The sequence below is a fragment of the Streptomyces sp. NPDC008079 genome, from assembly GCF_042957385.1.
In the GTDB taxonomy this organism is placed as follows: Bacteria; Actinomycetota; Actinomycetes; order Streptomycetales; family Streptomycetaceae; genus Actinacidiphila.
Map to the genome: position 1 here is coordinate 130,531 of NZ_JBIBIC010000011.1, position 21,966 is coordinate 152,496.

General features: G+C 71.8%; 14 protein-coding genes. 6 read left to right on the top strand and 8 right to left on the bottom strand.

Annotated elements, in window-relative coordinates:
* Positions 1-44 precede the first annotated feature (44 nt).
* Together ACFZAM_RS23200 and ACFZAM_RS23205 are read left to right on the top strand one after the other, a co-directional pair.
* Entirely contained in the window at positions 45-2,813 is a 2,769-nt protein-coding gene (locus ACFZAM_RS23200; protein WP_391048868.1) for a fibronectin type III domain-containing protein, read from the top strand.
* Between the two features lie 148 nt (positions 2,814-2,961).
* Complete coding sequence (locus tag ACFZAM_RS23205) at positions 2,962-3,678, top strand: FCD domain-containing protein (protein ID WP_391048870.1); 717 nt, start codon at positions 2,962-2,964, stop codon at positions 3,676-3,678.
* Between the two features lie 181 nt (positions 3,679-3,859).
* Here the strand turns inward: ACFZAM_RS23205 and ACFZAM_RS23210 are convergent, their stop codons facing one another.
* Both ACFZAM_RS23210 and ACFZAM_RS23215 read right to left on the bottom strand, forming a co-directional pair.
* On the bottom strand, positions 3,860-5,224 hold the full coding sequence (locus ACFZAM_RS23210; protein ID WP_391048873.1) for a TRAM domain-containing protein: 1,365 nt from the start codon (positions 5,222-5,224) through the stop codon (positions 3,860-3,862).
* A 168-nt stretch (positions 5,225-5,392) separates the two neighbouring features.
* Complete coding sequence (locus ACFZAM_RS23215) at positions 5,393-7,456, bottom strand: APC family permease (RefSeq protein WP_355338512.1); 2,064 nt, start codon at positions 7,454-7,456, stop codon at positions 5,393-5,395.
* A gap of 245 nt (positions 7,457-7,701) precedes the next feature.
* On the opposite strand from ACFZAM_RS23215, the gene ACFZAM_RS23220 reads away from it, so the two are divergent.
* Together ACFZAM_RS23220 and ACFZAM_RS23225 are read left to right on the top strand one after the other, a co-directional pair.
* Complete coding sequence (locus tag ACFZAM_RS23220) at positions 7,702-8,367, top strand: TrkA family potassium uptake protein (protein WP_355338509.1); 666 nt, start codon at positions 7,702-7,704, stop codon at positions 8,365-8,367.
* The gene (locus ACFZAM_RS23225) at positions 8,367-9,050 is read left to right on the top strand and encodes a TrkA family potassium uptake protein (RefSeq protein ID WP_355338506.1); all 684 of its coding nucleotides are present in this window, start codon (positions 8,367-8,369) and stop codon (positions 9,048-9,050) included. The genes ACFZAM_RS23220 and ACFZAM_RS23225 overlap by 1 nt, the downstream gene beginning before the upstream one ends.
* A gap of 92 nt (positions 9,051-9,142) precedes the next feature.
* Here the strand turns inward: ACFZAM_RS23225 and ACFZAM_RS23230 are convergent, their stop codons facing one another.
* The 4 genes from ACFZAM_RS23230 to ACFZAM_RS23245 all read right to left on the bottom strand — a co-directional run bounded on the left by ACFZAM_RS23230 (position 9,143) and on the right by ACFZAM_RS23245 (position 13,822).
* Positions 9,143-9,904 carry a DUF3159 domain-containing protein gene (locus ACFZAM_RS23230; protein ID WP_391049037.1) on the bottom strand — a complete coding sequence of 254 codons (762 nt, stop codon included), beginning with the start codon at positions 9,902-9,904 and terminating at the stop codon, positions 9,143-9,145.
* Between the two features lie 114 nt (positions 9,905-10,018).
* Positions 10,019-10,417 carry an OB-fold nucleic acid binding domain-containing protein gene (locus ACFZAM_RS23235; RefSeq protein WP_188282613.1) on the bottom strand — a complete coding sequence of 133 codons (399 nt, stop codon included), beginning with the start codon at positions 10,415-10,417 and terminating at the stop codon, positions 10,019-10,021.
* Between the two features lie 118 nt (positions 10,418-10,535).
* Positions 10,536-11,219, bottom strand: a complete 684-nt coding sequence (locus ACFZAM_RS23240) for a response regulator (protein WP_188282663.1) — start codon at positions 11,217-11,219, stop codon at positions 10,536-10,538.
* A gap of 56 nt (positions 11,220-11,275) precedes the next feature.
* Positions 11,276-13,822 (bottom strand): sensor histidine kinase KdpD, encoded by a 2,547-nt coding sequence (locus tag ACFZAM_RS23245; RefSeq protein ID WP_355338503.1) that lies wholly within the window; start codon positions 13,820-13,822, stop codon positions 11,276-11,278.
* Positions 13,823-14,196: 374 nt separating this feature from the next.
* Here ACFZAM_RS23245 and ACFZAM_RS23250 point away from each other — a divergent pair, with 374 nt between their 5' ends.
* Positions 14,197-15,438, top strand: a complete 1,242-nt coding sequence (locus ACFZAM_RS23250) for a hypothetical protein (RefSeq protein ID WP_355338500.1) — start codon at positions 14,197-14,199, stop codon at positions 15,436-15,438.
* Complete coding sequence (locus ACFZAM_RS23255; protein ID WP_391048880.1) at positions 15,435-16,043, top strand: hypothetical protein; 609 nt, start codon at positions 15,435-15,437, stop codon at positions 16,041-16,043. Before ACFZAM_RS23250 ends, ACFZAM_RS23255 begins: the two co-directional genes overlap by 4 nt.
* On the opposite strand, the gene ACFZAM_RS23260 is transcribed toward ACFZAM_RS23255, so the two are convergent.
* Both ACFZAM_RS23260 and ACFZAM_RS23265 read right to left on the bottom strand, forming a co-directional pair.
* Positions 15,926-18,397, bottom strand: coding sequence for a tetratricopeptide repeat protein (locus ACFZAM_RS23260; protein WP_391048883.1), 2,472 nt, complete (start codon positions 18,395-18,397; stop codon positions 15,926-15,928). The genes ACFZAM_RS23255 and ACFZAM_RS23260 overlap by 118 nt on opposite strands.
* Positions 18,398-18,487: 90 nt before the next feature.
* On the bottom strand, positions 18,488-21,733 hold the full coding sequence (locus ACFZAM_RS23265; protein WP_391048885.1) for a tetratricopeptide repeat protein: 3,246 nt from the start codon (positions 21,731-21,733) through the stop codon (positions 18,488-18,490).
* Positions 21,734-21,966: the final 233 nt, after the last annotated feature.

A 21,966-nucleotide genomic window follows, 5' to 3' on the forward strand; every position in this document is an offset into this window, starting at 1 on the left:
TTCAACGGTCGGCAAGTCAACCAGTGCCAACGAAAGGATGATCAATGAGAGTCCTGTACGGAGCCATGGCGTCCGCGTGCGTCATCGTGCTCCTCGCGGCACCGTCCCAAGGTGCCGTCGCCGCCGACGACCCACAGGTCAACCTGCTCGCAGCGGACATGGACACCACGATGGACAGCGGCACCAGTCCGCTGACCATGTCCACCGCCTCGGGCGGGGGCAGCCAGCAGATCGTGAGCGTCGGCGGGAACAACGCGCTCGAACTGCGCGACGCCTCCCAGGGGACCAACCTCGCCAGCTACTTCTACCACCGGTTCTCCACCGGCTCGCTGGTGAGCCGCGTCAACGCCGTCTACGGGGCGCCGGTCGGCAGCCCGGCCGAGCAGTTCGTGCTGAAGTTCGACCTCAAGCGCGCCGCGGCCAGCAGCAAGCCCGTCGCCAAGGACATCTACGCGGAGATCCAGTTCGGCAACGCCGACAACGTCCTGGTGCCGCGGTTCGCCGTACCGGCCGTGAGCCTGACCGGCACCGCCGCGTACAAGAGCACGTCGGGCGCCCTGGCGACGGTCGACGACAGCGACATCCCCGAGTACCGCTTCACCGTGGTGCCCAACGGCGGCCAGCGGCTCGTGACGACCGTCGAACTCGGCTTCCAGGTACGCGTCGACACCGGCGGCACCGACGAGGCGATCGATGTCGACAACGTCGGTGTGTACGACGCCGGCGCGGTGTCCGACAGCGCGCCGCCCACCACGCCGACGTCCCTGCACGCCGGGACGGCCTCCTCGGACAGCGTCCCGCTGCTGTGGAACGCCTCGACCGACGACACCGGGGTCAGCGGCTACGACATCTACCGCGACGGCTACCTGGCCTCCTCGGTCAGCGGCTCCAGCACCTCCGCGGTCGTCACCGGCCTGATGCCGAGCACGGGTTACGACTTCGCGGTGCGCGCGAAGGACGCGTTCGGCCACGTCAGCGCGCTGAGCGCCCCCGTGCACGTCACGACCGCCACGTACGTACCCGCGGCTCCCGCCCCGTTCCCCGGCACCCAGCAGACCCGGACGCAGTGGCTGTGGGACCGGACGAAGGCCATGAAGGAGGAGGACGGCCCCATCAACGTGGCGCAGTACACCGCGCAGGTGGTGGACCACCAGAACGTGGCGGCCAACCTCGGCAAGCTGGACAAGCTCTACCAGGGCTACGACTACGAGCAGTACAAGATCATGGCGAAGATGTACACGTACCTGATGGCGGGTGACCAGTTCAGCCCCGCGATGCTCCAGGACGTGCGCGCGTACTTCGCCAAGTACGGCTACCAGAAGCTCCCGCAGACCGAGAACCTGCGGATGAGCACGTACGTCACCGGCTATCTGGTCGGGCAGTACTTCCCGGACGTGGCCGACCTCAACGGCAGCTCCGGGGCGGCGCTCAAGGCGAGCAGCAAGGCCAACATCGAGGAGATGGTCAAGGCCGGGGTGCGGCGCGGCTGGGCCGAGTACGAGAGCCCCGAGTACACGATCATGACGTATGTCGGTCTGAACGCGATCTACCAGTGGTCCGACGACCAGCAGTTGCGCTCCGAGGTCAAGATGGCCATGGACGTCATGTGGTTCGAGTGGGCGAACGACTGGGACAACGGCTACCTGATCTCGTCGGAGAGCCGCGCCAAGGGCGACCTGGCCTCCGCCAACGACCCGACCTGGCGGTCCGCGGACCACACGACCCTCGCCTGGACGTACTTCGGGGAGCACCGGGCGCAGCAGGGCGTGGGCGAGTCGGACAACACCGCGCCGTCTGCGTACCGGCCCGACCTGGAGTACGTGGGCATGCTGGCCTGGTCCGGCACGTCCTACACGCCGCCGCCGCTCGCGGTGAAGATCGGTCAGATGACCGACAAGTCGTACAGCGCGTACAAGTCGAATCTGCAGAACTCCAGCGGCAACGCGATGGACGTCTACCGCACCAGCTATGTGCGGCCCACCTGGGGACTGGCCACCGAGACGCAGTACCGCAGGGTCGACAACTGGATCGAGGACATGCCGATGGTGCTGCGCTGGCAGTCCAACGCGGCGAATCCGCTGTTCCGGATCTCGCTCGACCAGGGCACCGCGCAGATCGGGTCGTACGACCAGCCCGACAACCACCGGGTGATGCAGGACGGTCCGACGGCGCTGGGCATCTACAAGTCGTCGGGTGACCAGACGTCGAACTACATCAACGCGATGTTCCCCGACAACGGTTCGATCGTGGAGCGCAAGCAGGTGGACGGCTGGACGGTCGTCAGCACCGGCCCGATGTACTTCGCGTTCAAGCTGGCGAAGCCCGGCACCTGGTACCACCAGACGCCCAACGACCCGTCGAACAAGGTGAAGACGACGACGCAGATCCACCCGACCGCGACGCTCGGCTACACCTACGACATCCTGCGCAGCCAGGCCGACACCAACGCGTGGGTGCTGGAGACGGCCGACGCCTCCGCGTACGCCGACCTCGACGCCTTCGCGACGGCGCTGACCACGCAGACCGCCCTGGACACCAGCCACGTGAACGACGCCACCCCGCGCGTCGTCTACCACAGCCTGGCCGGGGACGACCTCGACCTCACCTACGACAAGGCGTCCCAGGCGCCCGGCGCGACCCGCCTGGTCAACGGCCAGGCGATCGGTTACGACAGCTTCAAGCTGTTCGACACGCCGTGGCTCCAGCAGGACAAGCTCGGCTCGACGTTCACCGCGACCGTCGGCGACGAGTCGGTCGCGTACGACTTCGACCAGTGGACGGTGACGCCCGGCACACAGAGCGCGAAGCGCTGACCGCCGCGTCGCATCGATGAGACACACGGCCGGCCGGGTCGCGGGACCCGGCCGGCCGCGGTGTGCGCGGGACCCGCTGCCCGACGGACGAATCCCGATATCCTGACGAGGAGTTTGGCCCGAAAATCTTGCGAGGGTGGAACGATCGTTGAACAGCCCCCCAGCGGAAGCGCGCGGCGGCGGCTCCCCGCTGCGTCCGGTCGTCCGCGGTCGCGCCCGCACCTCCGACCGCGTCTACGAAGAGCTGGTCTCGGCGATCAGGACGTTGCGCATCGCGCCCGGCGCCTCGCTGTCCGAGACCGACCTGTCGGCCAGGCTCCAGGTGAGCAGGACCCCGGTGCGCGAGGCCATCGCCCGCCTGGTGGACAACGGACTGGTGACCGTCATCCCCCAAGTCGGCACCACCGTGGCGAAGATCAGCCTGCGCGACGTCGAGGAAGCGCGGTTCGTCCGCGAAAGCCTGGAGATCTCCGCCTTCGCCGTCGCGTGCGCCGCTCCGGACCGCCGCCTGGGCGTATGCCGCGCCCTGCTGGCGGAACAGGTCCGCTGCGAGGCGGAACAGGACCTCGCCGGATTCTTCGACGCCGACGAGGCCCTGCACGAGCAGATCTTCGTGATCAGCGGCTACCACGGCGTCTGGACCGTCATGCAGCCGATGAAGCTCCAGCTCGACCGGCTGCGCCGCCTCAGCCTCCCCGACCCCGACACCGTCCGCGCCCTGGTCGCCGAGCACACGGCCATCGTCGACGCCCTCGAAGCCGCCGACGTCACCGGCGGCCGTCGCCTGCTCAGCGACCACGTGAGCCGCGTCCGCCGCTACGGCGTCGCCCTGCGCGAGCAGTACCCCGACTACTTCACGGACTGACTGTCGGAGCAGGAGGGAGCCCTCGTTCCTCGTTGCTGCTGTGCATCGTCCAGGGGACCGGGCAGGGGCCCTCGTGGTCCGGGTCGGGGCAGAGCGCTTCGGACAGCCGGTCCATCAGCCGCTCGTGTTCGGCGGCCGTGGCGACTAGGGCGAGCCGGACGCCCCGCGCGTCATTCCGGCGTCAGGCGTCCTTCTTCTCCGGCTTCTCCGGCTTCTCCGGCTTCTCCGGCTTCTCCGGCACGAGGATCGCGACGCACTCCACGTGGTGGGTGACCGGGAAGAGGTCGAAGGCCCGCAGGGTGGTGGGGCGGTAGCCGGCTTCGGCGAAGTAGGAGAGGTCGCGGGCGAGGGCGGCGGGGTCGCAGGCCACGTAGGCGATGCGGCGGGCGCCGAGGGCGGCGAGCCGGCGGACGGTCTGCTTGCCCGCGCCCGCGCGCGGCGGGTCGAGGACGATGAGGTCGGCCTCGTCGATCCGCGTCTTGGGCAGGACCTGCTCGACCTTGCCGTGCTCGATGCGGACGCGGTCGAAGTCCTGGAGATTGTGCCGGGCGTCCTCGACGGCGCGCTTGCCCGACTCGATGCCGAGGACGGCGCCCTGGTCGCCGACGCGTTCGGCCAGCGCGCCCGCGAAGAGGCCGACCCCGCAGTAGAGGTCGAGCGCCATGTCGCCCTTGCGCGGCATCAGGCCCTGCATGACGGCCTCCACCAGCAGGTCGGCGGCCTTCGGGTGGACCTGCCAGAAGCCGCCGTCGCCGACGCGCCAGGTGCGGCCCGCGGCGCGCTCACGGACGAAGGGGCGGCCGTGGACGCGGTGCACGGCGTGGTCGCGTTCGCCGATCCGCTGCACCGACACCGGCTGGTCCAGCTCGACGATCGGCAGCCGCCCGCCGGGGCGCGGGGTGAGGATCACCTGACGGTCGTTCGAACCGGTGGCGGCGATGGCCTCGACGGTGGCGATCTGCGGCCACGTACGGTCCTCGACGCCGAGGTCGCTGACGCCGGGGGCGGCGATCAGGCAGTGGTCGACCACCTCGACCTCGTGGGAGCGGTGCTTGCGCAGTCCGGCGCGGCCCTCGGCGTCCACCGCGTACTGCACGCGGGTCCGCCACGCGGGCACCTCGCCCTTGGCGACCTTGTCGCCGGGGGCGGGCATCACGGTGCCGTCCCAGCCGGCCTGCTCCGGGGTGAGCCCGGCGAGCCGTTCGAGCTGTTCCGCGACGACCGTCGCCTTGAGGCGGCGCTGCGCGCCGGGCGCCGCGTGCTGCCAGTCGCACCCGCCGCAGCGGCCGGGCCCGGAGAAGGGGCACGGCGGCTCGACCCGGTCCTTGGACGCGGTCAGCACCTCCACGGCGTCGGCCCGGATGAACCGCGCGCCCTCCTCGCCCTCCGTGACCCGCGCGACGACCCGCTCGCCGGGCAGCGCGTGCCGGACGAAGAGCACCTGCCCGGCGTCGGTGCGCGCGACGCAGTGGCCGCCGTGCGCCACCTGGCCGACCTCGACCTCGTACTCCTGGCCGACCAGTGACGGTGCGGATTCGGTCTGCATGGGGGCGGTGCTCCTGAGCTTAAAGGTGGGGTGCGCGGGGACGGGCCCCGCGCGTGCCGGGGTGTCCGAGGGGACAAGCCCTCCAGTCTACGTGCCCGCGCCCGGCCGGAATCCCGGTCCCGGCCCGCGGCCCCGGTCCCGGCCGGGACCGGGGCCGCGGGCCGGGCGTCACTTCTGGCGTCCGCCGTTGCCGGTGTGCTCCCTGTCGCGGCGCGGCGGACCGACCGGACCGCGGCGGATCGCACCGGGCGCGTTCCAGTCCGCGCGGCGCCTGGCACGCGCCTTGGCGACCTCGGAGGACTCCAGTTGCCAGGGCACCGAGGTGACCATCACACCGGGGGTGAACAGCAGCCGCCCCTTGAGCCGCAGCGCGCTCTGGTTGTGCAGCACGTGCTCGTACCAGTGGCCGACCACGTACTCCGGGATGTAGATGCTGACCACATCGCGCGGACTGCTGCGGCGCAGGCCCCGTACGTACTCGATGATCGGCCGGGTGATCTCGCGGTACGGCGAGTCGAGGACCTTCAGCGGTACGTCGATGCCGCGGCGCTGCCATTCGGTCTGGAGCGCCTTGGTGTCGTCGGGGTCGACGTTGATGCTGAGCGCCTCCAGGGTGTCGGAGCGCATCAGCTTGGCGTAGGACAGCGCCCGCAGGGTGGGCTTGTGCAGCTTGGAGACCAGCACGATGGAGTGCACGCGCGACGGGCGCACGTAGTCGTCGCCCGGCTCGTCCTCGGCGGCGATCTCGTCCGCGACCCGCGTGTAGTGGCCGCGGATCGCGGTCATCAGCGCGTAGAAGGCGATCATGCCGAGCACCGCGACCCAGGCGCCGTGGGTGAACTTCGTCAGCAGCACGATGACGAGCACCAGGCCGGTGAGGAAGGCGCCGAAGGTGTTGATGGCGCGGGAGCGGTGCATGTGGCGGCGCTTGGCCGGGTCGGTCTCGGTGCGCAGGTGCCGGTTCCAGTGCCGGACCATGCCGGTCTGGCTGAGCGTGAAGGAGACGAAGACGCCGACGATGTAGAGCTGGATCAGCCGGGTGGAGTCCGCGCCGTAGATGTAGACGAGGACGGCGGCGAAGCCCGCGAGCAGCACGATGCCGTTGGAGAAGGCGAGCCGGTCGCCGCGGGTGTGGAGCTGGCGCGGCAGGTAGCGGTCCTGGGCGAGGATCGAGCCGAGGACCGGGAAGCCGTTGTACGCGGTGTTCGCCGCGAGGAAGAGCACGAGCGCGGTGACGGCGGCCAGGAAGATGAACGGGATCGAATTGTGGCCGAAGACCGCCTCGGCGACCTGCGCGATCACCGGGTCCTGCGTATAGCCGGAGCCGACCGGGACGCCGTTGTTCAGCAGGTCGGTCGCCGGGTTGGAGGCCATGTGCACCTTGGTGTTCATGGCCAGCGCGATGATGCCGCAGAACATGGTGACGGCCAGCAGGCCCATCGCGGCGAGCGTGGTCGCGGCGTTCTTGGACTTGGGCTTCTTGAACGCCGGGACGCCGTTGCTGATCGCCTCGACGCCGGTGAGCGCGGCGCAGCCGGAGGAGAAGGCGCGCAGCAGCAGGAAGATCAGCGCGAAGCCGCCGATGCCCGAGGTCTCGGCGTGGATGGTGTAGTGCGCGGTGGGCGCCTGCATGTCGTGTCCGGTGGCGATCTTGAAGGTGCCCCAGGCGATCATGCAGAAGACGCCGACGACGAACGCGTAGGTCGGGATGGCGAAGATGCTCCCGGACTCGCGCACCCCGCGAAGGTTCATGACCATCAGCAGGAAGATCATGCCGACCGCGCCGAGCACCTTGTGGTCGGCGAAGAAGGGGACGGCGGAACCGAGGTTCTCGATTCCGGAGGCGACGGAGACGGCGACGGTCAGGACGTAGTCGACGAGCAGCGCGCTGGCGACGGTGAGTCCGGCCTTGGGCCCCAGGTTGGTGGTGGCGACCTCGTAGTCGCCGCCGCCGGAGGGGTAGGCGTGGACGTTCTGCCGGTAGGAGGCCACCACTGTGAACATGAGCACGACGACCGCGACGGCGATCCACGGGCTGAAGTGGTAGGCCGAGGCCCCCGCGATGGACAGGACGAGCAGGACCTCGCCCGGCGCGTACGCGACGGAGGACAACGGGTCGGAGGCGAAGACGGGTAGCGCGAGCCGCTTGGGGAGGAGCGTTTCCCCCAGCTTGTCGCTGCGTAGCGCCCGGCCGATCAGGATCCGTTTCGGCAGGTCGGTCAGTTTGGACACCCCGCGATGTTAAGGGATCGTCAATACGGGCGCTCCCCCCACTGCCCTAAGGACTGTGGGGGACTTGGTGACGGGCGGGGTACGGCTTCGGTGGGGAAGTTGTGCGTCCGGTCGGCGCAACCTTCTCGCCCGCCGCACGCGTGTGTAGCTTTGGCCGCGGTCTGAGACGCTTGTGCTGACCAACAGTGCTCCGCGGGGCTCCACAAGAGCCCGGCCACAAACGTTTGACAGCCGGAAGGACGGTCGTGCACGTCGTGATTATGGGATGCGGGCGAGTGGGCTCCACTCTCGCGCACTCCCTCGAACAGCAAGGTCATACGGTCGCGGTGATCGACCAGGACCCGACGGCCTTCCGCCGCCTGGGCTCCGGGTTCGGCGGGCGCCGGGTGACCGGAGTCGGGTTCGACCAGGACACGCTGCGCGAAGCCGGAATCGAGGAGGCGGGAGCCTTCGCGGCGGTCAGCAGCGGCGACAACTCCAACATCATCGCGGCCCGGGTGGCCCGCGAGATGTTCGGCATCGAGAACGTGGCGGCCCGGATCTACGACCCGCGCCGTGCCGAGGTGTACCAGCGCCTGGGCATCCCCACCGTGGCCACCGTGCGGTGGACGTCCGACCAGATGATGCGGCGGCTGCTGCCGTCCGGTGCCGAGCCGCTGTGGCGCGACCCGAGCGGCGGCGTACAGCTCGCCGAGGTGCACACGTCGGTCGCGTGGATCGGGCACAAGATCAGCACGCTCCAGGAGGAGACCGGCGTCCGTGTGGCGTTCCTCACCAGGCTGGGCGAGGCGATGGTGCCGACGTCCCAGACCGTCCTCCAGGAGGGCGACCTGGTGCACGTGATGATGCGGACCGACGGGGTCGCCGAGGTCGAGGCGGCATTCGCCAAGGGTCCCGAGGAGGCGCGCTGATGAGGGTCGCCATTGCCGGGGCGGGGGCCGTCGGCCGGTCCATCGCCGGCGAGCTGCTGGAGAACGGGCACGAGGTGCTGCTCGTCGACAAGAACCCCACCTCCATCTCCGTGGAGCGGGTCCCGCAGGCGGAGTGGCTGCTGGCCGACGCCTGCGAGATCACCTCGCTGGACGAGGCCGCGCTCCAGCGCTGCAACGTGGTCATCGCCGCCACCGGTGACGACAAGGTCAATCTGGTGGTCTCGCTGCTGGCGAAGACCGAGTACGGGGTCCCCCGGGTGGTCGCCCGGGTCAACAACCCCAAGAACGAATGGCTGTTCAACGAGTCGTGGGGCGTGGACGTCGCCGTCTCCACCCCGCGGCTGATGTCGGCGCTGGTCGAGGAGGCCGTGAGCGTCGGCGATCTCGTACGGCTGCTGCGCTTCAGCCAGGGCGACGCGAATCTGGTGGAGCTGACGCTGCCGGAGGAGGCCGCGCTGGTCGGCACCAGGGTCGGCGACGTGGAGTGGCCGCAGGACACCTCACTGGTCACGATCATCCGCGGCAACCGGGTGCTGACGCCGTCCAAGGACGACGCGTTGGAGGCCGGTGACGAGCTGCTGTTCGTGGCCGCGCCGCACCGGGAGGAGCAGTTGGAGGATCTGCTGTCGCTCCAGGGCGACGGTGGCACCGCCACGGAGTAGTCGCTCCTTGACGACCCGCGAAAAAGGGGGCGGGCCCGGACCTCGGTGAGGTCCGGGCCCGCCCCCTTTCGCATGCCGTACGGACGCGCGGGTCAGGGCCTGGCGTGCTTGGCGGACTTCCCCGTCGTGCCCGTCCGCTCGGCCTTTTCCGTGTTTTCTGCCGTTCCGGCCGTTCCGGCCTTTTCGGCTTTTTCGGCCTTCTCCGCGGCCTCGGCCGCCTCCATCTCCGCGATCACGTCGATCGGCGGCGGCGCCTTCACCAGGAAGATCCAGGTCAGGTACACCGACAGCAGGAACGGCGGGATGCCGAGCGCGACCTTGACCCAGCCGAGCTGCGTCGCGTTGCCCCACCAGTACAGCGGGAAGAGGATCGCCGACTTGGCCAGCAGGATCAGGCCCCAGGCCCAGCTCGCCTTGGTGTACGCGCGCAGCCGTCCGGGATTCCGCTTCCGCCAGGACAGGTTCTCCTTGAAGATCGGCCCGAGGATCAGGCCGAGCAGCGGGAAGCCCGCGGCGGCGGAGACCAGATACGCGACGGCCAGGCCGAGCGTGTAGAGCATGCCGGGCAGATAGAAGTTCTTCGCGTTGCCCGACATCATGGCGAAGACCGCGCCGAAGGCGACGCCGAAGACCCCGCTGAAGGCGTGCTTGAGGGTGTCCTTGCGGGCCAGCCGCGCCACGCCCATCAGCACCGACAGCGCGAGGGCGGCGATGGCCGAGCTCTTGAGGTCCTTGTTGACCGTGTAGATCGCGACGAAGACCAGGCCGGGCACGGTGGTCTCCACCATGCCGCGCAGCCCGCCGAAGGCGTCGAAGAGCGCGGCCTCGGTGACCGCCCGCGACTCGTCGGTGATCCCGCCCGCGGCCTCGCCGGTGACCTCGTCGGTCCCTGTACCGTCCGTGCTCCCGCCGGGCGGCCGGGAATCCGCGCGGACCGTCTGATCCGTGTTGTCGATCGACGCCACCTGTTACTCCTGTCCGACCGGACGCAGTTCGTACTTGGGGTTGAACAGCACCGGACGACCCCGGTTCATGGAGATCCGGCCGGAGGCGATGATCCGACGGCCGGGTTCGATACCGCTGATACTGCGGCGGCCGAGCCAGACCACGTCCAGCGCGGCGGACCCGTCGAAGAGTTCCGCCTCCAGCGCGGGCACACCGGCCCGGGGACGGAGGGTGACCGTACGCAGCGTACCGGTGACGGACACTATCTGGCGGTCGGAGCAGTCGCAGATCCTCGTGCAGCCGACGGCCAGGGCGTCCTTCTGCAGCTCCTCGGAGTGCAGCTCCTCCTGCGAGGAGGACAGGCGGTCGAGCATGCGGCGGAAACGTCCCGCGGGTCGGTCCGAACGGATGGCACCACTCATATTCCCCAGGGTACCGGCCAGTCAGAGCCCGGTCATTGCCCCGAAGGGGCCGCTCCGGGAGAGCCGGGTCACTGCCGGACCGGGTCGCCACCGGACCGGGTCGCCACCGGAAGCCCGGTCACTGCTCGAAGCGGTACCCCATGCCCGGTTCGGTGATGAAGTGCCGGGGGCGGGCCGGGTCGGCCTCCAGCTTGCGGCGCAGCTGCGCCATGTAGACCCGCAGGTAGTTGCTCTCGGTGCCGTAGGCGGGCCCCCAGACCTCCTGGAGGAGCTGCTTCTGGCTGACCAGCCGGCCGGGGCTGCGTACCAGCACCTCCAGCAGGTGCCACTCGGTCGGGGTGAGGCGTACGTCCGCGCCGTCCCTGTTGACCTTCTTCGCCGCCAGGTCGACGGTGAAGGACTCGGTCTCGATGACGGCGGCGTCGTCGTCGGGTCCGGTGGGCGTGGCGCGGCGGACCGCGGCGCGCAGCCGGGCCAGCAGCTCGTCCATGCCGAACGGCTTGGTGACATAGTCGTCGGCGCCCGCGTCCAGCGCCTCCACCTTCTCGTCGGACGCCTGCCGGGCGGACAGCACGATGATCGGCACGCGGGTCCAGCCGCGCAGGCCGCGGATCACCTCGACGCCGTCCATGTCGGGCAGCCCGAGGTCGAGGACGACCACGTCGGGGTGGCGGGCGGCGGCGACCCGCAGCGCGGTGGCGCCGTCGTGCGCGGCGTCGACCTCGTAGGCGCGGGCCCGCAGATTGATGACGAGGGCGCGGACGATCTGCGGCTCGTCGTCCACCACGAGCACCCGGTACATGTGCGTCCTCTTCTGTTCGCTCTTCTGTTCGATCTTCTGTGCGCTCTTCTGTTCGGTCATGAGACGGCCGTGGCGGGCCGGTCGGGAACGCCGGGCGCTGCGGGGGCCCCGTGCGCGGCGGGCAGCGTCAGCACCATCGTGAGGCCGCCGCCGGGTGTGTCCTCGGCGACCAGTGTCCCGCCCATCGCCTCGACGAAGCCGCGCGCCACCGCGAGGCCGAGGCCGACGCCGTTGCCGCGCGGCGCGTCCCCGTACCGCTGGAACGGCTCGAAGATGTGGTCCCTGGCGCTCTCGGGGACGCCGGGGCCGCGGTCGACCACGCGCAGTTCGACGCGGTGGCCGAGCGCGCTGGCGGCGACCAGCACCTTCTCGTTCTCCGGGCTGTACTTGACGGCGTTCTCGACGACGTTGGCGACGCTGCGCTCCAGCAGGCCGGGGTCGACGGCGACCATCGGGAGCGTTTCGGGGATGTCGAGGGCGACGCTCTGCTCGGGGACGCCGCCGAGCGCCATCGGCACCACCTCGTCCAGGTCGAGTTCGCGGATCAGCGGGGAGACGGTGCCGGTCTGGAGCCGTGACATGTCCAGGAGGTTGCCCACCAGGTGGTCCAGGCGGTCGGCGCCGTCCTCGATCCCGGCCAGCAGTTCCGCCTCGTCCTCCGGCGACCAGGCGACGTCCGCGGAGCGCAGCGAGGACACCGACGCCTTGATCCCGGCGAGCGGGGTGCGCAGGTCGTGCGAGACGGCGGCCAGCAGGGCCGTACGTATCCGGTTGCCCTCGGCCAGCTCCCTGGCTTTGGCCGCCTCGTCGGTCAGCCGCTTGCGGTCCAGCACCACGGCGGCCTGCGCGGCGAACGCGGACAGCACACGGCGGTCGGAGGCGGGCAGGACGCGGCCGGTGAGCGCGAGGGTGAGCCGGTCGTTGACGGGCACCTCCACGTCGGCGTCCTCGGGCCGTACGCAGGGGGTGCTGCCGACGCTCGCGGCGCAGTGCCAGGCCGCGTGCTCGTCGTCCCGTTCCAGCAGCACCACGGCGTCCATGCCGAAGGTCTCCCTGACCCGTTCCAGCAGCGCTTCGAGCGAGCTCTCGCCGCGCAGGACGCTGCCCGCCAGGTACGACAGGATCTCGGCCTCCGCGCGCAGCCGCGCGGCCTGCTGGGTGCGGCGGGCGGCCAGGTCCACCACCGAGGCGACGGCGGCGCCGACGACGATGAAGATCGCGATGGCGATGATGTTCTCTGGCTGGGCGATGGTGAAGGAGTGCGTCGGCGGCGTGAAGTAGTAGTTGAGCAGCAGCGAGCCGACCAGGGCCGCGGCCAGCGCGGGCAGCAGTCCGCCGATCAGGGCCGCGGCGACCGTCATGGTCAGGAAGACCAGCATCTCGGTGGCCTGGCTCATGCCGGGGTGCCAGCGGGTGAGCAGCACCGCGAGCAGTACGGGGCCCGCGACGCCGGTCAGCCAGCCCGCCACGACCCTGGAGCGGCCGAGTTTCGCGCCCCGCGCGGAGGGCAGCCCGCGGCCCTTGGCGGCGTGCTCGTGGGTGACGATGTGGACGTCGATGTCGCCGGAGTCGCGGGCCACGGTGCTGCCGACGCCCGGCCCGAACACGTACTGCCATGCCTTGCGGCGGCTCGTGCCGAGCACGATCTGGGTGGCGTCGACGCCGCGCGCGAAGTCCAGCAGCGCGTCCGGCACGTCGTCGCCGATGACGTGGTGGAAGGATCCGCCCAGGTCCTCGACCAGGGCCCGCTGGACGGCCAGTTCCTTGGCCGAGCCGGACACCAGGCCGTCGCTGCGCACGATGTGCACGGCCAGGATCTCGCTGCCCGAGCCCTTGGCGGCCATCCTGGCCGCCCGGCGCAGCAGCGTGCGGCCCTCGGGGCCGCCGGTCAGGCCGACCACGATCCGCTCCCTGGCCTGCCACGCGGCCGATATCCGGTGGTCGGCCCGGTACTGCTGGAGGTATTCGTCGACCCGGTCCGCGGTCCACAGCAGCGCCAGCTCGCGCAGCGCGGTCAGATTGCCGGGGCGGAAGTAGTTGGACAGCGCCGCGTCGACCCGGTCGGGGGCGTAGATGTTGCCGTGCGCCATCCGGCGGCGCAGCGCCTGGGGCGACATGTCGACCAGCTCTATCTGGTCGGCCCTGCGCACCACCTCGTCCGGCACCGTCTCGCGCTGCTTCACCCCGGTGATGGACTCCACCACGTCACCGAGTGACTCCAGGTGCTGGATGTTGACGTTCGAGACGACGTGGATCCCGGCCTTCAGCAGCTCCTCGACGTCCTGCCACCGCTTCGCGTTCCGCGACCCCGGCACATTGGTGTGCGCCAGCTCGTCGACCAGCACCACCTCGGGCGCCCGCTCCAGCACCGCGTCCACGTCCATCTCCGTGAACACGGTCCCCCGGTAGTCGATCTCCTTGCGCCGGATCTCCTCCAGGCCCGCCAGCATCACCTCGGTCCGCGGCCTCCTGTGGTGCTCCACGTACCCGACCACCACGTCCGTACCGCGCTCCGCACGCCGATGCGCCTCCGACAACATGGCGTAGGTCTTCCCCACACCAGGTGCCGCCCCCAGATAAATGCGCAGCTTCCCGCGTGCCATGTCTCCATCGTCCCGCTCCGCCGCCCCCTTCGCCCGGACGGCCCGGCAGGCGCACCCTCCGACTCTAGAACCGCGCAACGGGATATTCCGGGCGCGCGGCCACCGCCGGGGCGACCTTGACGGCGTCTTGACGCCCCGAGCGGGACCGGGCCGTTGCCGCGAGCGTGACCCGGAGAACGCTGCGCCGGGCGCGGACTTCGCGCCGTCGCGGCCCGTTCGCTCCCCCCGGGTCCCAAGACCGCCCGTCCCCCGGCCTGCCGGGCAAGGTTTCGGCAAGGGTTTGGCAAGCCTTCCGCCAGACGCCCCGGGCAAGCCGCTTCCTGCGGCCGGGCACCGGTCGCAGGAGAGAAGACTCACTTCGGGGGGTTTCACCCATGTCAGCGGTAGACGGGCTTACCGGCCCGGCCATACGCGATCCCGGACGGTGGTCCACACTGTCCGACTGCAAGCGAGTCCTGGTCGTGGTGCACACCGTGGTGTACGGGCAGCGGCTCAAGGACGTGTTCGAACTGCTCCGCTCCGATCTGCGGATCCACGTACGCTTCACCATCGCCCCGCACGCCTTCAACCCGGGTGTCGGCGCCTTCCTGACGGCGCTGGACGCCCAGGTGCTGCCCTGGTCCGAGGCGGTGACCGAGGAGTACGACCTGGTGCTGGCCGCGGGCTCCCAGGGCCTTGAACAGTTGCGCGGCCCCCTGCTGCGGATCCCGCACGGCGCGGGGCACATGAAGCTGTCCGGGCCGTCCGGCGCGGCTCGGCGGGGCGTCAGCGGTCTGGCCAGGGACTTCCTGATGATCGGCGACCGCGTGGTCCCGGCCGCGTACGCCCTCGCCCACCGAGACGACCTGGCGCTGCTGTCGCGGTCCTGCCCCGAGGCGCTGCCCATCGCCGAGGTGGTCGGGGACGCCTCGTACGACCGGATCGCGCGCAGCCTGGGGCGCCGGGACGAGTACCGCAGGGCGCTGGGCCTGCGGGACGGGGAGAAGCTGGTGCTGGTCTGTTCCACCTGGGGCCTCGGGTCGAGCTTCAACCGGCTGGAGGCACTGCTGCCGCGGGTGCTCGCCGACCTGGACCCGGCGGACGGCTTCCGTACGTATCTGCTGCTGCACCCCAACGCCTGGGCGGGCCACGGCGGATGGCAGGTGCGCGCGTGGCTGGCGGGCGACGGCCGGCAGGCCGTTCAGCCGATCGCGCCCGACGTCGACTGGCGTCCGCTGCTGGTCGCGGCGGACGCGGTGATCGGCGACCACGGCTCGCTGACGCTGTACGCGGCGATGTGCGACGTCCCGATCGTGATGGCCCGCTTTCCCGGTCAGGACGTCAATCCGCACTCGCCGGGAGCGGCGCTGGCGGCCCTCGCGCCGGCGATCTCCCTGACGCATTCGCTGTCGCGGCAGCTCCGTTACGCGCGCGACCACTACGACCGGCGCGCGTACCGCAGGATCGCCGCGCGGATCTCCTCGGAGCCGGGCCGCTTCAACGGCCGGATGCGGCGGTTGATGTACCGGCTGCTGGAGCTGGGCGAGCCCGCCCACGAGCCGGAGACGCGGGAACTGGATCTCCCCGACCCGCTGCCGCCGCCCGTGGCATCGGCCGAGGGCGGCGGGTCACCGTGAGCCGGGATTCCGGGCACGCCGCGCCGGGGTGCCGCGAGGTCCGGGTGGAACTGCTGGTGGGCGGTGACGGGGCGCCGTTCGGGGGCGCCTTCGCCGACGAGCACCTGAGCGTCCGCTGGGACGACGCCCGTTGCGTGCCCTGGCGGGACAGCGCCGACGTGCTGTGGCACGGCCTGCCGCTGCCCTCCCGGGCCGTCGCGCTCGCCTGGACACGGCGGGTGTTCCGCCGTCATCCCGGCGTCCTGGCGGTCTGCGCGGGATACGGCGGCGGGGGCTCCGCGTGGCTCGCCGCCGTCACCGGCGCTCCCCCGCTGACGGTGTACGCGTCCGGGCCCCCGGGCGGGTGCGGGACGGTCCGCGGGGGCGCCGCCACGGCCGCCGTCGGGTCGCTCCTGCACGCGTGCGCCGCTGCCCGGCTGCCGCTGAACCGTCCACTGCTGGTCGCGGCGGCCTCACGAGAGCCCGGCGGGGCCGGCCGGTGGGCCGTTCACCTCGTGCCGGAGCCGACGGGCGGATCCGGCTCGGGTGCCGTACCCGGTCCGGCGTCCAGCTCCGCGATCCGGGCCGTGACCCGGTCCGTGTCGGAGGCCCCGACGCTCTCGTAGAGCGCGACCGACCGCTCGTACGCACGCCTCGCGTCGTCCGGGCGGTCGGCCCGCTGGAGGACCACACCGAGCATGTCCAGGCTGTACGCCTCCCAGTGGACCGAACCGCGCGCCTCGAATTCCGCGGCTGCCTGCCGCAGACAGGTCTCGGCCTCACCGGTCCTGCCCGCCTCCCCGAGCGCGCGGCCGAGCAGCGCCAGCGCCCGGTTCGCCTCGTACGCGTCGGGCAGTGCCAGCAGGTCGGCCCGCGCCTGGCGCAGCGCCGCGACGGCGGCTTCCGGACGGCCGGCCAGCCGGGCGGTGTCGCCGAGGGACATCCGGGAGAGCGCGGCGCCGCGGACGTAGCCGATCTCCTCGCGCAGCCGCAGGGCCCGGCCGAACCAGTCCGCCGCTTCGTCGAGCCGCCGGGCGTAGTGGTGGGACTGGCCGAGGCCGTGGAGTGCCTGGGCCTCGCCGAGCCGGTCCCCCGCCGACCGCGCCAGGTCGAGCGCCTGGCCGAACCACACGATCGCCTCGTCCGTGGCGCCGCAGTCGCACAAACCGGTGGCACCGGAGGTCAGCATCCGCAGTTCGCCCGGCGTGTGCCCGGCGCGGCGGGCCGCCTCCAGGCCGAGGCGGTGCGCCTCGACCCACAGCGCGTAGGGCCTGAGCCGCAGCCACAGCGGCCACAGGGCGTCCACCAGTTGCCAGCACAGGCCGTCCCAGCCGCGCGCGGCGGACAGCCGCACCGCCGTCATGAGGTGGTGCTGCTCGGCCGCCAGCCAGGCGAGCGCGCGCTTCTCCTCGGTGAAGGTGTGGGCCCGGTCGGGGGACAGTGCCGGGTAGTCGCGGTCCAAGGTGCGGTGGGACGGGCTGATCAGCTCCTCCGCGGCCGTCGCCGTCGCCAGGTACCACTCCAGCGCCCGGCGTACGGCGGCCGTACGGACCGGCTCCGGGTCGCGCGCCTCCGCGAGGCCGCGGGCGTGCAGGCGCACCAGGTCGTGGAAGCGGTGCCGTCCGCCCGCCGCCTCCTCCAACAGGCTGGCCTCGGCCAGCGTCTCCAGCAGCCGGTCGGCGACGGCCTCGTCGCGGCCGGTCGCGGCGGCGGCCAGCGGCAGGCCCACGTCGGCGAAGGGCAGTACGCCCAGCAGCCGGTACAACGCGGCGGCGTCCTCCGGCAGCAGGCGGTAGGACGCGTCGAGGGCGCTCTGCACAGCGGCTTCTTCTCCGATCCGCAGTTCCGCGAGGCTCTGCTCCCCGCGGTCGAGGGCTTCGGCCGTCGCCGCCAGCGGCTGGCCGGGGCGGGCCGCCATCCGCGCGGCGGCGACGCAGACGGCCAGGGCCAGGCCGCCGCAGGAGTCGATCACCCGGCGCACGGCCGCGGGCTCCGCCTCGGTCCGCAGGACGCCCACCCGCTGGGCGAGGATGTCCGCGGACGCCTCGGCGTCCAGCACCCCGACCGGGTGGAAGACCGCGCCCTCCAGCCCGAGACCGGTCAGCCTCCGCCTGCTGGTCACGACCACGACGCTCTGCTCGGAGCCCGGCAGCAGCGGCCTGACCTGGGCGGCGGAGATGGCGTTGTCGAGCATGAGGAGCAGGCGGCGGCTCGCGGTGACGGACCGCCACAGGGAGGCGAGTTCGGCCGGGTCGCCGGGGATCGCCGTCATCCCGAAGGCGCGCAGGAACATGCCCAGTGCCTCGGGAGGCGCCGCCGGGCCCTCTGGGGCGTGCCCCCGCAGGTCGACGTAGATCTGCCCGTCGGGGAAGTCCGCGGCGACGCTGCGCAGCCAGTACGCGGCCAGGGCCGTCTTGCCCACTCCCGCAGGCCCGTTGACGACGGCGACCAGGGGACCCGCGCGGAATTCGCCGCGCAGCATGGCGTCGAGGTCCGCCAACTCCCGTGTCCTGCCGGACAGACGGCGAGGGGCGGGGATCAACTGCCGCGGAGTCGGCAACGCCACGGGCGCCGGAGCGGCGTGCCAGTGGACGTCGCCGATGGTGTGTCCCTGGACGACGCCTCCCCGGTGGTCGCCGCCGGTGACGGTGTTGACCAGGCGGTCGGCGGGCGGGGCGTGCGGCGCGTCGACCGCTGGGGGACCGGGGTGCCGGGGGACGGCGGTGCCGGTGCTGTCGGCGGCCGTCGACGCGATCCACCGCGCCAGGCGTCGGCGGAGCGTGTCGCTGACGGCCGCGGCGGCGCTCAGCGTCCGCGCCGGATCGGCGGGGTCGGCCGGGGACGTCCCGTCGAGCGCGGTGGCGCTCTCCGCCGCGAGCAGGTCGACGGCCTCCCGCAGCAGTTCCTCCGCCGTCGTCCGCCCCGCCGCGTCCGCCCGCCGCAGCGCGGCCTCGACGTCCCCGCGACCGATCGCCTCCACAGCCGCTCTCCCCCGCTCTGCCGTCGGGCCGCGCGCAAACGCGGCCCTGCTGTCCCGCCGTCCGATGCCCGTGCTCGGTACTCCGTGCGCCTACGCCTCCTTCGGCCACCAGCCGGAGCCGTCCTGGTCGTCGCGGGCCAGGGAGCGCCTGATCCGGTCCGCCTCCAGCGGATTCAGCGGTTCGAAAAGGGCCAGGGCGTGCCGCCACAACGCGCGGGCTTCCTCCGCCCGTCCCTCGTCCCACAGCAGCCGGGCCAGTACGTCGGTGGCCAGCGCCTCCTCCTCGGGTGCCTGAATGCGCCGGGCGAGGGCCGCCGCGGCCTCCAAATGCATCCGGGCCTCGGGGAATTCACCGAGGGCGCGCTCCACGGTTCCGGTGCCGCGCAGGGCCGCGGCCTCTTCGTGACTGGCGCCGATCCCCCGGGCCAGACGCAGCGCGTCCTCGTGGTGGGCCTTCGCCTCCTGCCACAGGCCCGCGCCCAGCAGCACCTTGCCGAGCACATTGAGGGCGTGCGCCTCGTGCCGTACGCCCCCGGTGCGGCGGAAGGTGGTGAGGGCCGTCCTGCCCAGTTCCAGGGCCGCTTCCGGGTCGCCCAACTCCCCCAGTGCGACGGCCAGATTGGTCCTGATCACCGCCCGGTCGGTCTCGCTGAGCACGACCGCCCCGATCGCCAGGGCCTCCTTGAAGCAGGCACGGGCCGAGTCCGTGTCCCCGGTCCTGAGGTGGAATTCGGCCAGGTTGTTCACGAAGGTCGCCTGGAGTTCGACGTCACCGGCCTCGCGCACCGCCGCCAGCGCGGCGGTGAAGTTCTCCAGAGCGCCGCGATAGTCGCCCATGGAGAGGTGCACGATGCCGACGTTGTTCAGACTCCTGCCGCAGCCGCGGATGTCACCGGAGCGGCGCCGCAGCTCCAGGCACTCCTGGTGCAGCACCAGGCCCGCGTCGTATTCGCCGACATGCCATTGCAGGACGCCGAGTTGCCCGAGCGCCTCCGCCGTCACGACGTCGTCCTCGCAGCCGCGGGCCAGGGCGAGGGCGCGCTCGACGGCCTCGGCCGACTGCGGGTAGCGGCTCACGCGGGCGTGGGCGGTGGCCAGGTCGAGCAGCGCGCGGGCCTCCGCCCGCGGATGGTCGGCGGCCCGCCAGTGCGCGGCGGCGGCCTCGTGCATGGTCACGCCTTCCCGCCAGTAGCCCTCGGAGTCCGCCAGTTCGCCCAACGCGTGGGCCAGTTGAGCCGCCTGCCGGACGTGTCCCTGCTGGCGGAGGCCGCGTTCGACCGTCAGCGCGCCTTCGAGTTCGGCGCCGAGCCAGGTGCGGGCCGCGGCGGCGTCCGCCATACGGGGGACGCTCACCCGTCCCTGCGGTGCGAGTTGTCCCAGCCGGTTGCGGTGCGGGTGCAGCAGCCGGTCGGCGCGGTCGGCGGCCCGTAGCGCGTAGCCGCCCAACCGCCTCAGGGCCGCGTCACGTTCCTCCGCCGGCTCCTCCAGCCCCGCCAGCGTGGCGGCGAATTCGCCGAGCAGGTCGTGGAAGCGGTACCGCTCCGTCCGGGGCTCCTGGAGCAGGCAGTATTCGAGCAGGTCCTCGATGAGGCGTTCGGTGCGGTCCAGCGGCTCGCCGATGACCGCGGCGGCGGCGTACAGGCCGAAGTCGGGCCCGGGGTGCAGGCTGAGCCTGCGGAAGGCGGAGCGCTGCTCGGGGGTGAGCGCGTGGTACGACATCTCGAAGGCGACGGCCACTTCGCGGTATCCGTCGCGCAGTTCCTGGAGTCTGCCGGGGCTGCGGGACAGCCGCTCCATCAGATGGTCCAGGTCCCAGGAGGGTCTGGCCTTGAACCTGCTGGCCGTGATCTCGACGGCCAGCGGGAGCAGACCGCAGCGGGTCACGATGTCGGCGATCCGGTCGGTGTCCGTGGCGCGCTCCGGCCCGACCAGCCGCTGGAAGAGGCCGACGGCGTCGTCGAGCGGCAGCACGTCCACGAACAGCGGGTGGGCGGCGGGCAGTTCGACCAGCCGGTGCCTGCTGGTGATCAGCACGAGCGAGGGTGAGCCGTCGGGCAGCAGCGGGAGCACCTGCCGTGTGCCGGCGGCGTCGTCCAGCACGATGACCGCGCGCTTTCCCGCCACGAGCGTCTGCCACTGCGCGGTGCGCGCCTGGAGGTCGGGGCGGATCTCCTGCGGCGGTACCTCGAAGCCCCGCAGCAGTGCGGCCAGCGCCTCCTCGGTGGTCAACGGCGACTGGGCGACGGAGTGTCCGCGAAGGTCCACGAAGACCGAGCCGTCGGGGAAGCTGTCGCCGAGCCGGTGGGCCGCGTGCAGGGCGAGGGTGCTCTTGCCGACGCCCGCCATGCCGGAGATGGCCTCGATGGCGATGACCCAGCCCGAGCCGCCCGACCGGTTCCCGGCCCGTAAGAGACGGCTGATCTCCTGTTCCCGGCCGACCAACTCCTGCCTTCGGCTGGGCAGATGGCGCGGCGCGGCCCGTACCGGCGGTGCGGTCACCTCGACGGGCTCGGCCGTCGGCGGCGCCGAGGGCCGCGGCGCGGGAGGGCGCAGGCCGGGGATGAGGTCGGGGAGCGCGGCCCGGCGCAGGATCTGTCCGTGCACCCGTGCCAGGGGCTCGCCCGGCTCACTGCCGAGCTGGGCGCGGAAGAGGGTGCGGGCCCGCTGGTAGACGGCCAGCGACTCGGCATGCCGCCCGACCGCGTAGAGGGCGACCATCAACTGCCGTGCCAGGGTCTCGTCCAGCGGATGACGGCCTGTCAGCTCCGATGCCTCGGAGACGACATCGGCGAAGTGCCCGAGCCGTAGGCGCAGCGCCAGCCGGGTGTGCACCGTGGCGAGCCGCCGCTCGGCCATCATGTCCCGCGCCGACTGCGGCCAGATTCCCGGCAGTCCCGCCAGCGCCTCACCGATCCACAGCCCCTCGGCCGCGTCCAGGCCGTCCAGCGCCCGTGTGTCCTCCCCCGCTCGCGCGGCGACCGCCGCCTCCCGCGACAGCCGCACGAACCGGTGCCAGTCGACGCTCTCCGACTCCGCTTCCAGCGTGTACGTGTGCGCCCGCAGGGTGATCACCGCGGGCGGCTTGGAGCGCTGGGCCGTCGCCGCACCGACCGTGCGCAGGGCGTGCCGCAGCCGCGAGATGTACGTGTGGAGGTTGGCGCGGGCCGTCTTGGGCGGTTCGTCGTCCCACAGCCGCCCGACGAGGACGTCCTGACTGACCGGGCGGCCGACGTCGAGAGCGAGCGACGCGAGCAGACAGCGTTCTCTGTCCGAACCGAGCCGTACGACCGAGCCTCGCGCCGATAACTCGACCGCGCCAAGAAGATGAACCTCCATCGTTGCCCCTCCGGCCGATGGGCACGCTCTGAAGAGTGAGCATGACACGACGGTGCGTCACGGGGCCATACCACCTCCGCGCTCACGCACGCGGGAAATCCCCGAAGGTTCGCTCGCGCGACGGTGCCTTCTGCTAAGTGCGGCCGGGCCGCGACGGGTTCACGCATCGCATGCAGTTTTGCATATGCCTGAAGCAGGTGCCAATGACATATGTCCAAGATCAGCGCATTGGC

Excerpts from the sequence above, each read along its gene's own strand:
- ACFZAM_RS23210 (WP_391048873.1), bottom strand. The coding sequence starts at position 5,224 with ATGCAGACCGAATCCGCACCGTCACTGGTCGGCCAGGAGTACGAGGTC.
- ACFZAM_RS23200 (WP_391048868.1), top strand. The coding sequence starts at position 45 with ATGAGAGTCCTGTACGGAGCCATGGCGTCCGCGTGCGTCATCGTGCTC.
- ACFZAM_RS23225 (WP_355338506.1), top strand. The coding sequence starts at position 8,367 with ATGAGGGTCGCCATTGCCGGGGCGGGGGCCGTCGGCCGGTCCATCGCC.
- ACFZAM_RS23265 (WP_391048885.1), bottom strand. The coding sequence starts at position 21,733 with ATGGAGGTTCATCTTCTTGGCGCGGTCGAGTTATCGGCGCGAGGCTCG.
- ACFZAM_RS23245 (WP_355338503.1), bottom strand. The coding sequence starts at position 13,822 with ATGGCACGCGGGAAGCTGCGCATTTATCTGGGGGCGGCACCTGGTGTG.
- ACFZAM_RS23250 (WP_355338500.1), top strand. The coding sequence starts at position 14,197 with ATGTCAGCGGTAGACGGGCTTACCGGCCCGGCCATACGCGATCCCGGA.
- ACFZAM_RS23235 (WP_188282613.1), bottom strand. The coding sequence starts at position 10,417 with ATGAGTGGTGCCATCCGTTCGGACCGACCCGCGGGACGTTTCCGCCGC.
- ACFZAM_RS23240 (WP_188282663.1), bottom strand. The coding sequence starts at position 11,219 with ATGTACCGGGTGCTCGTGGTGGACGACGAGCCGCAGATCGTCCGCGCC.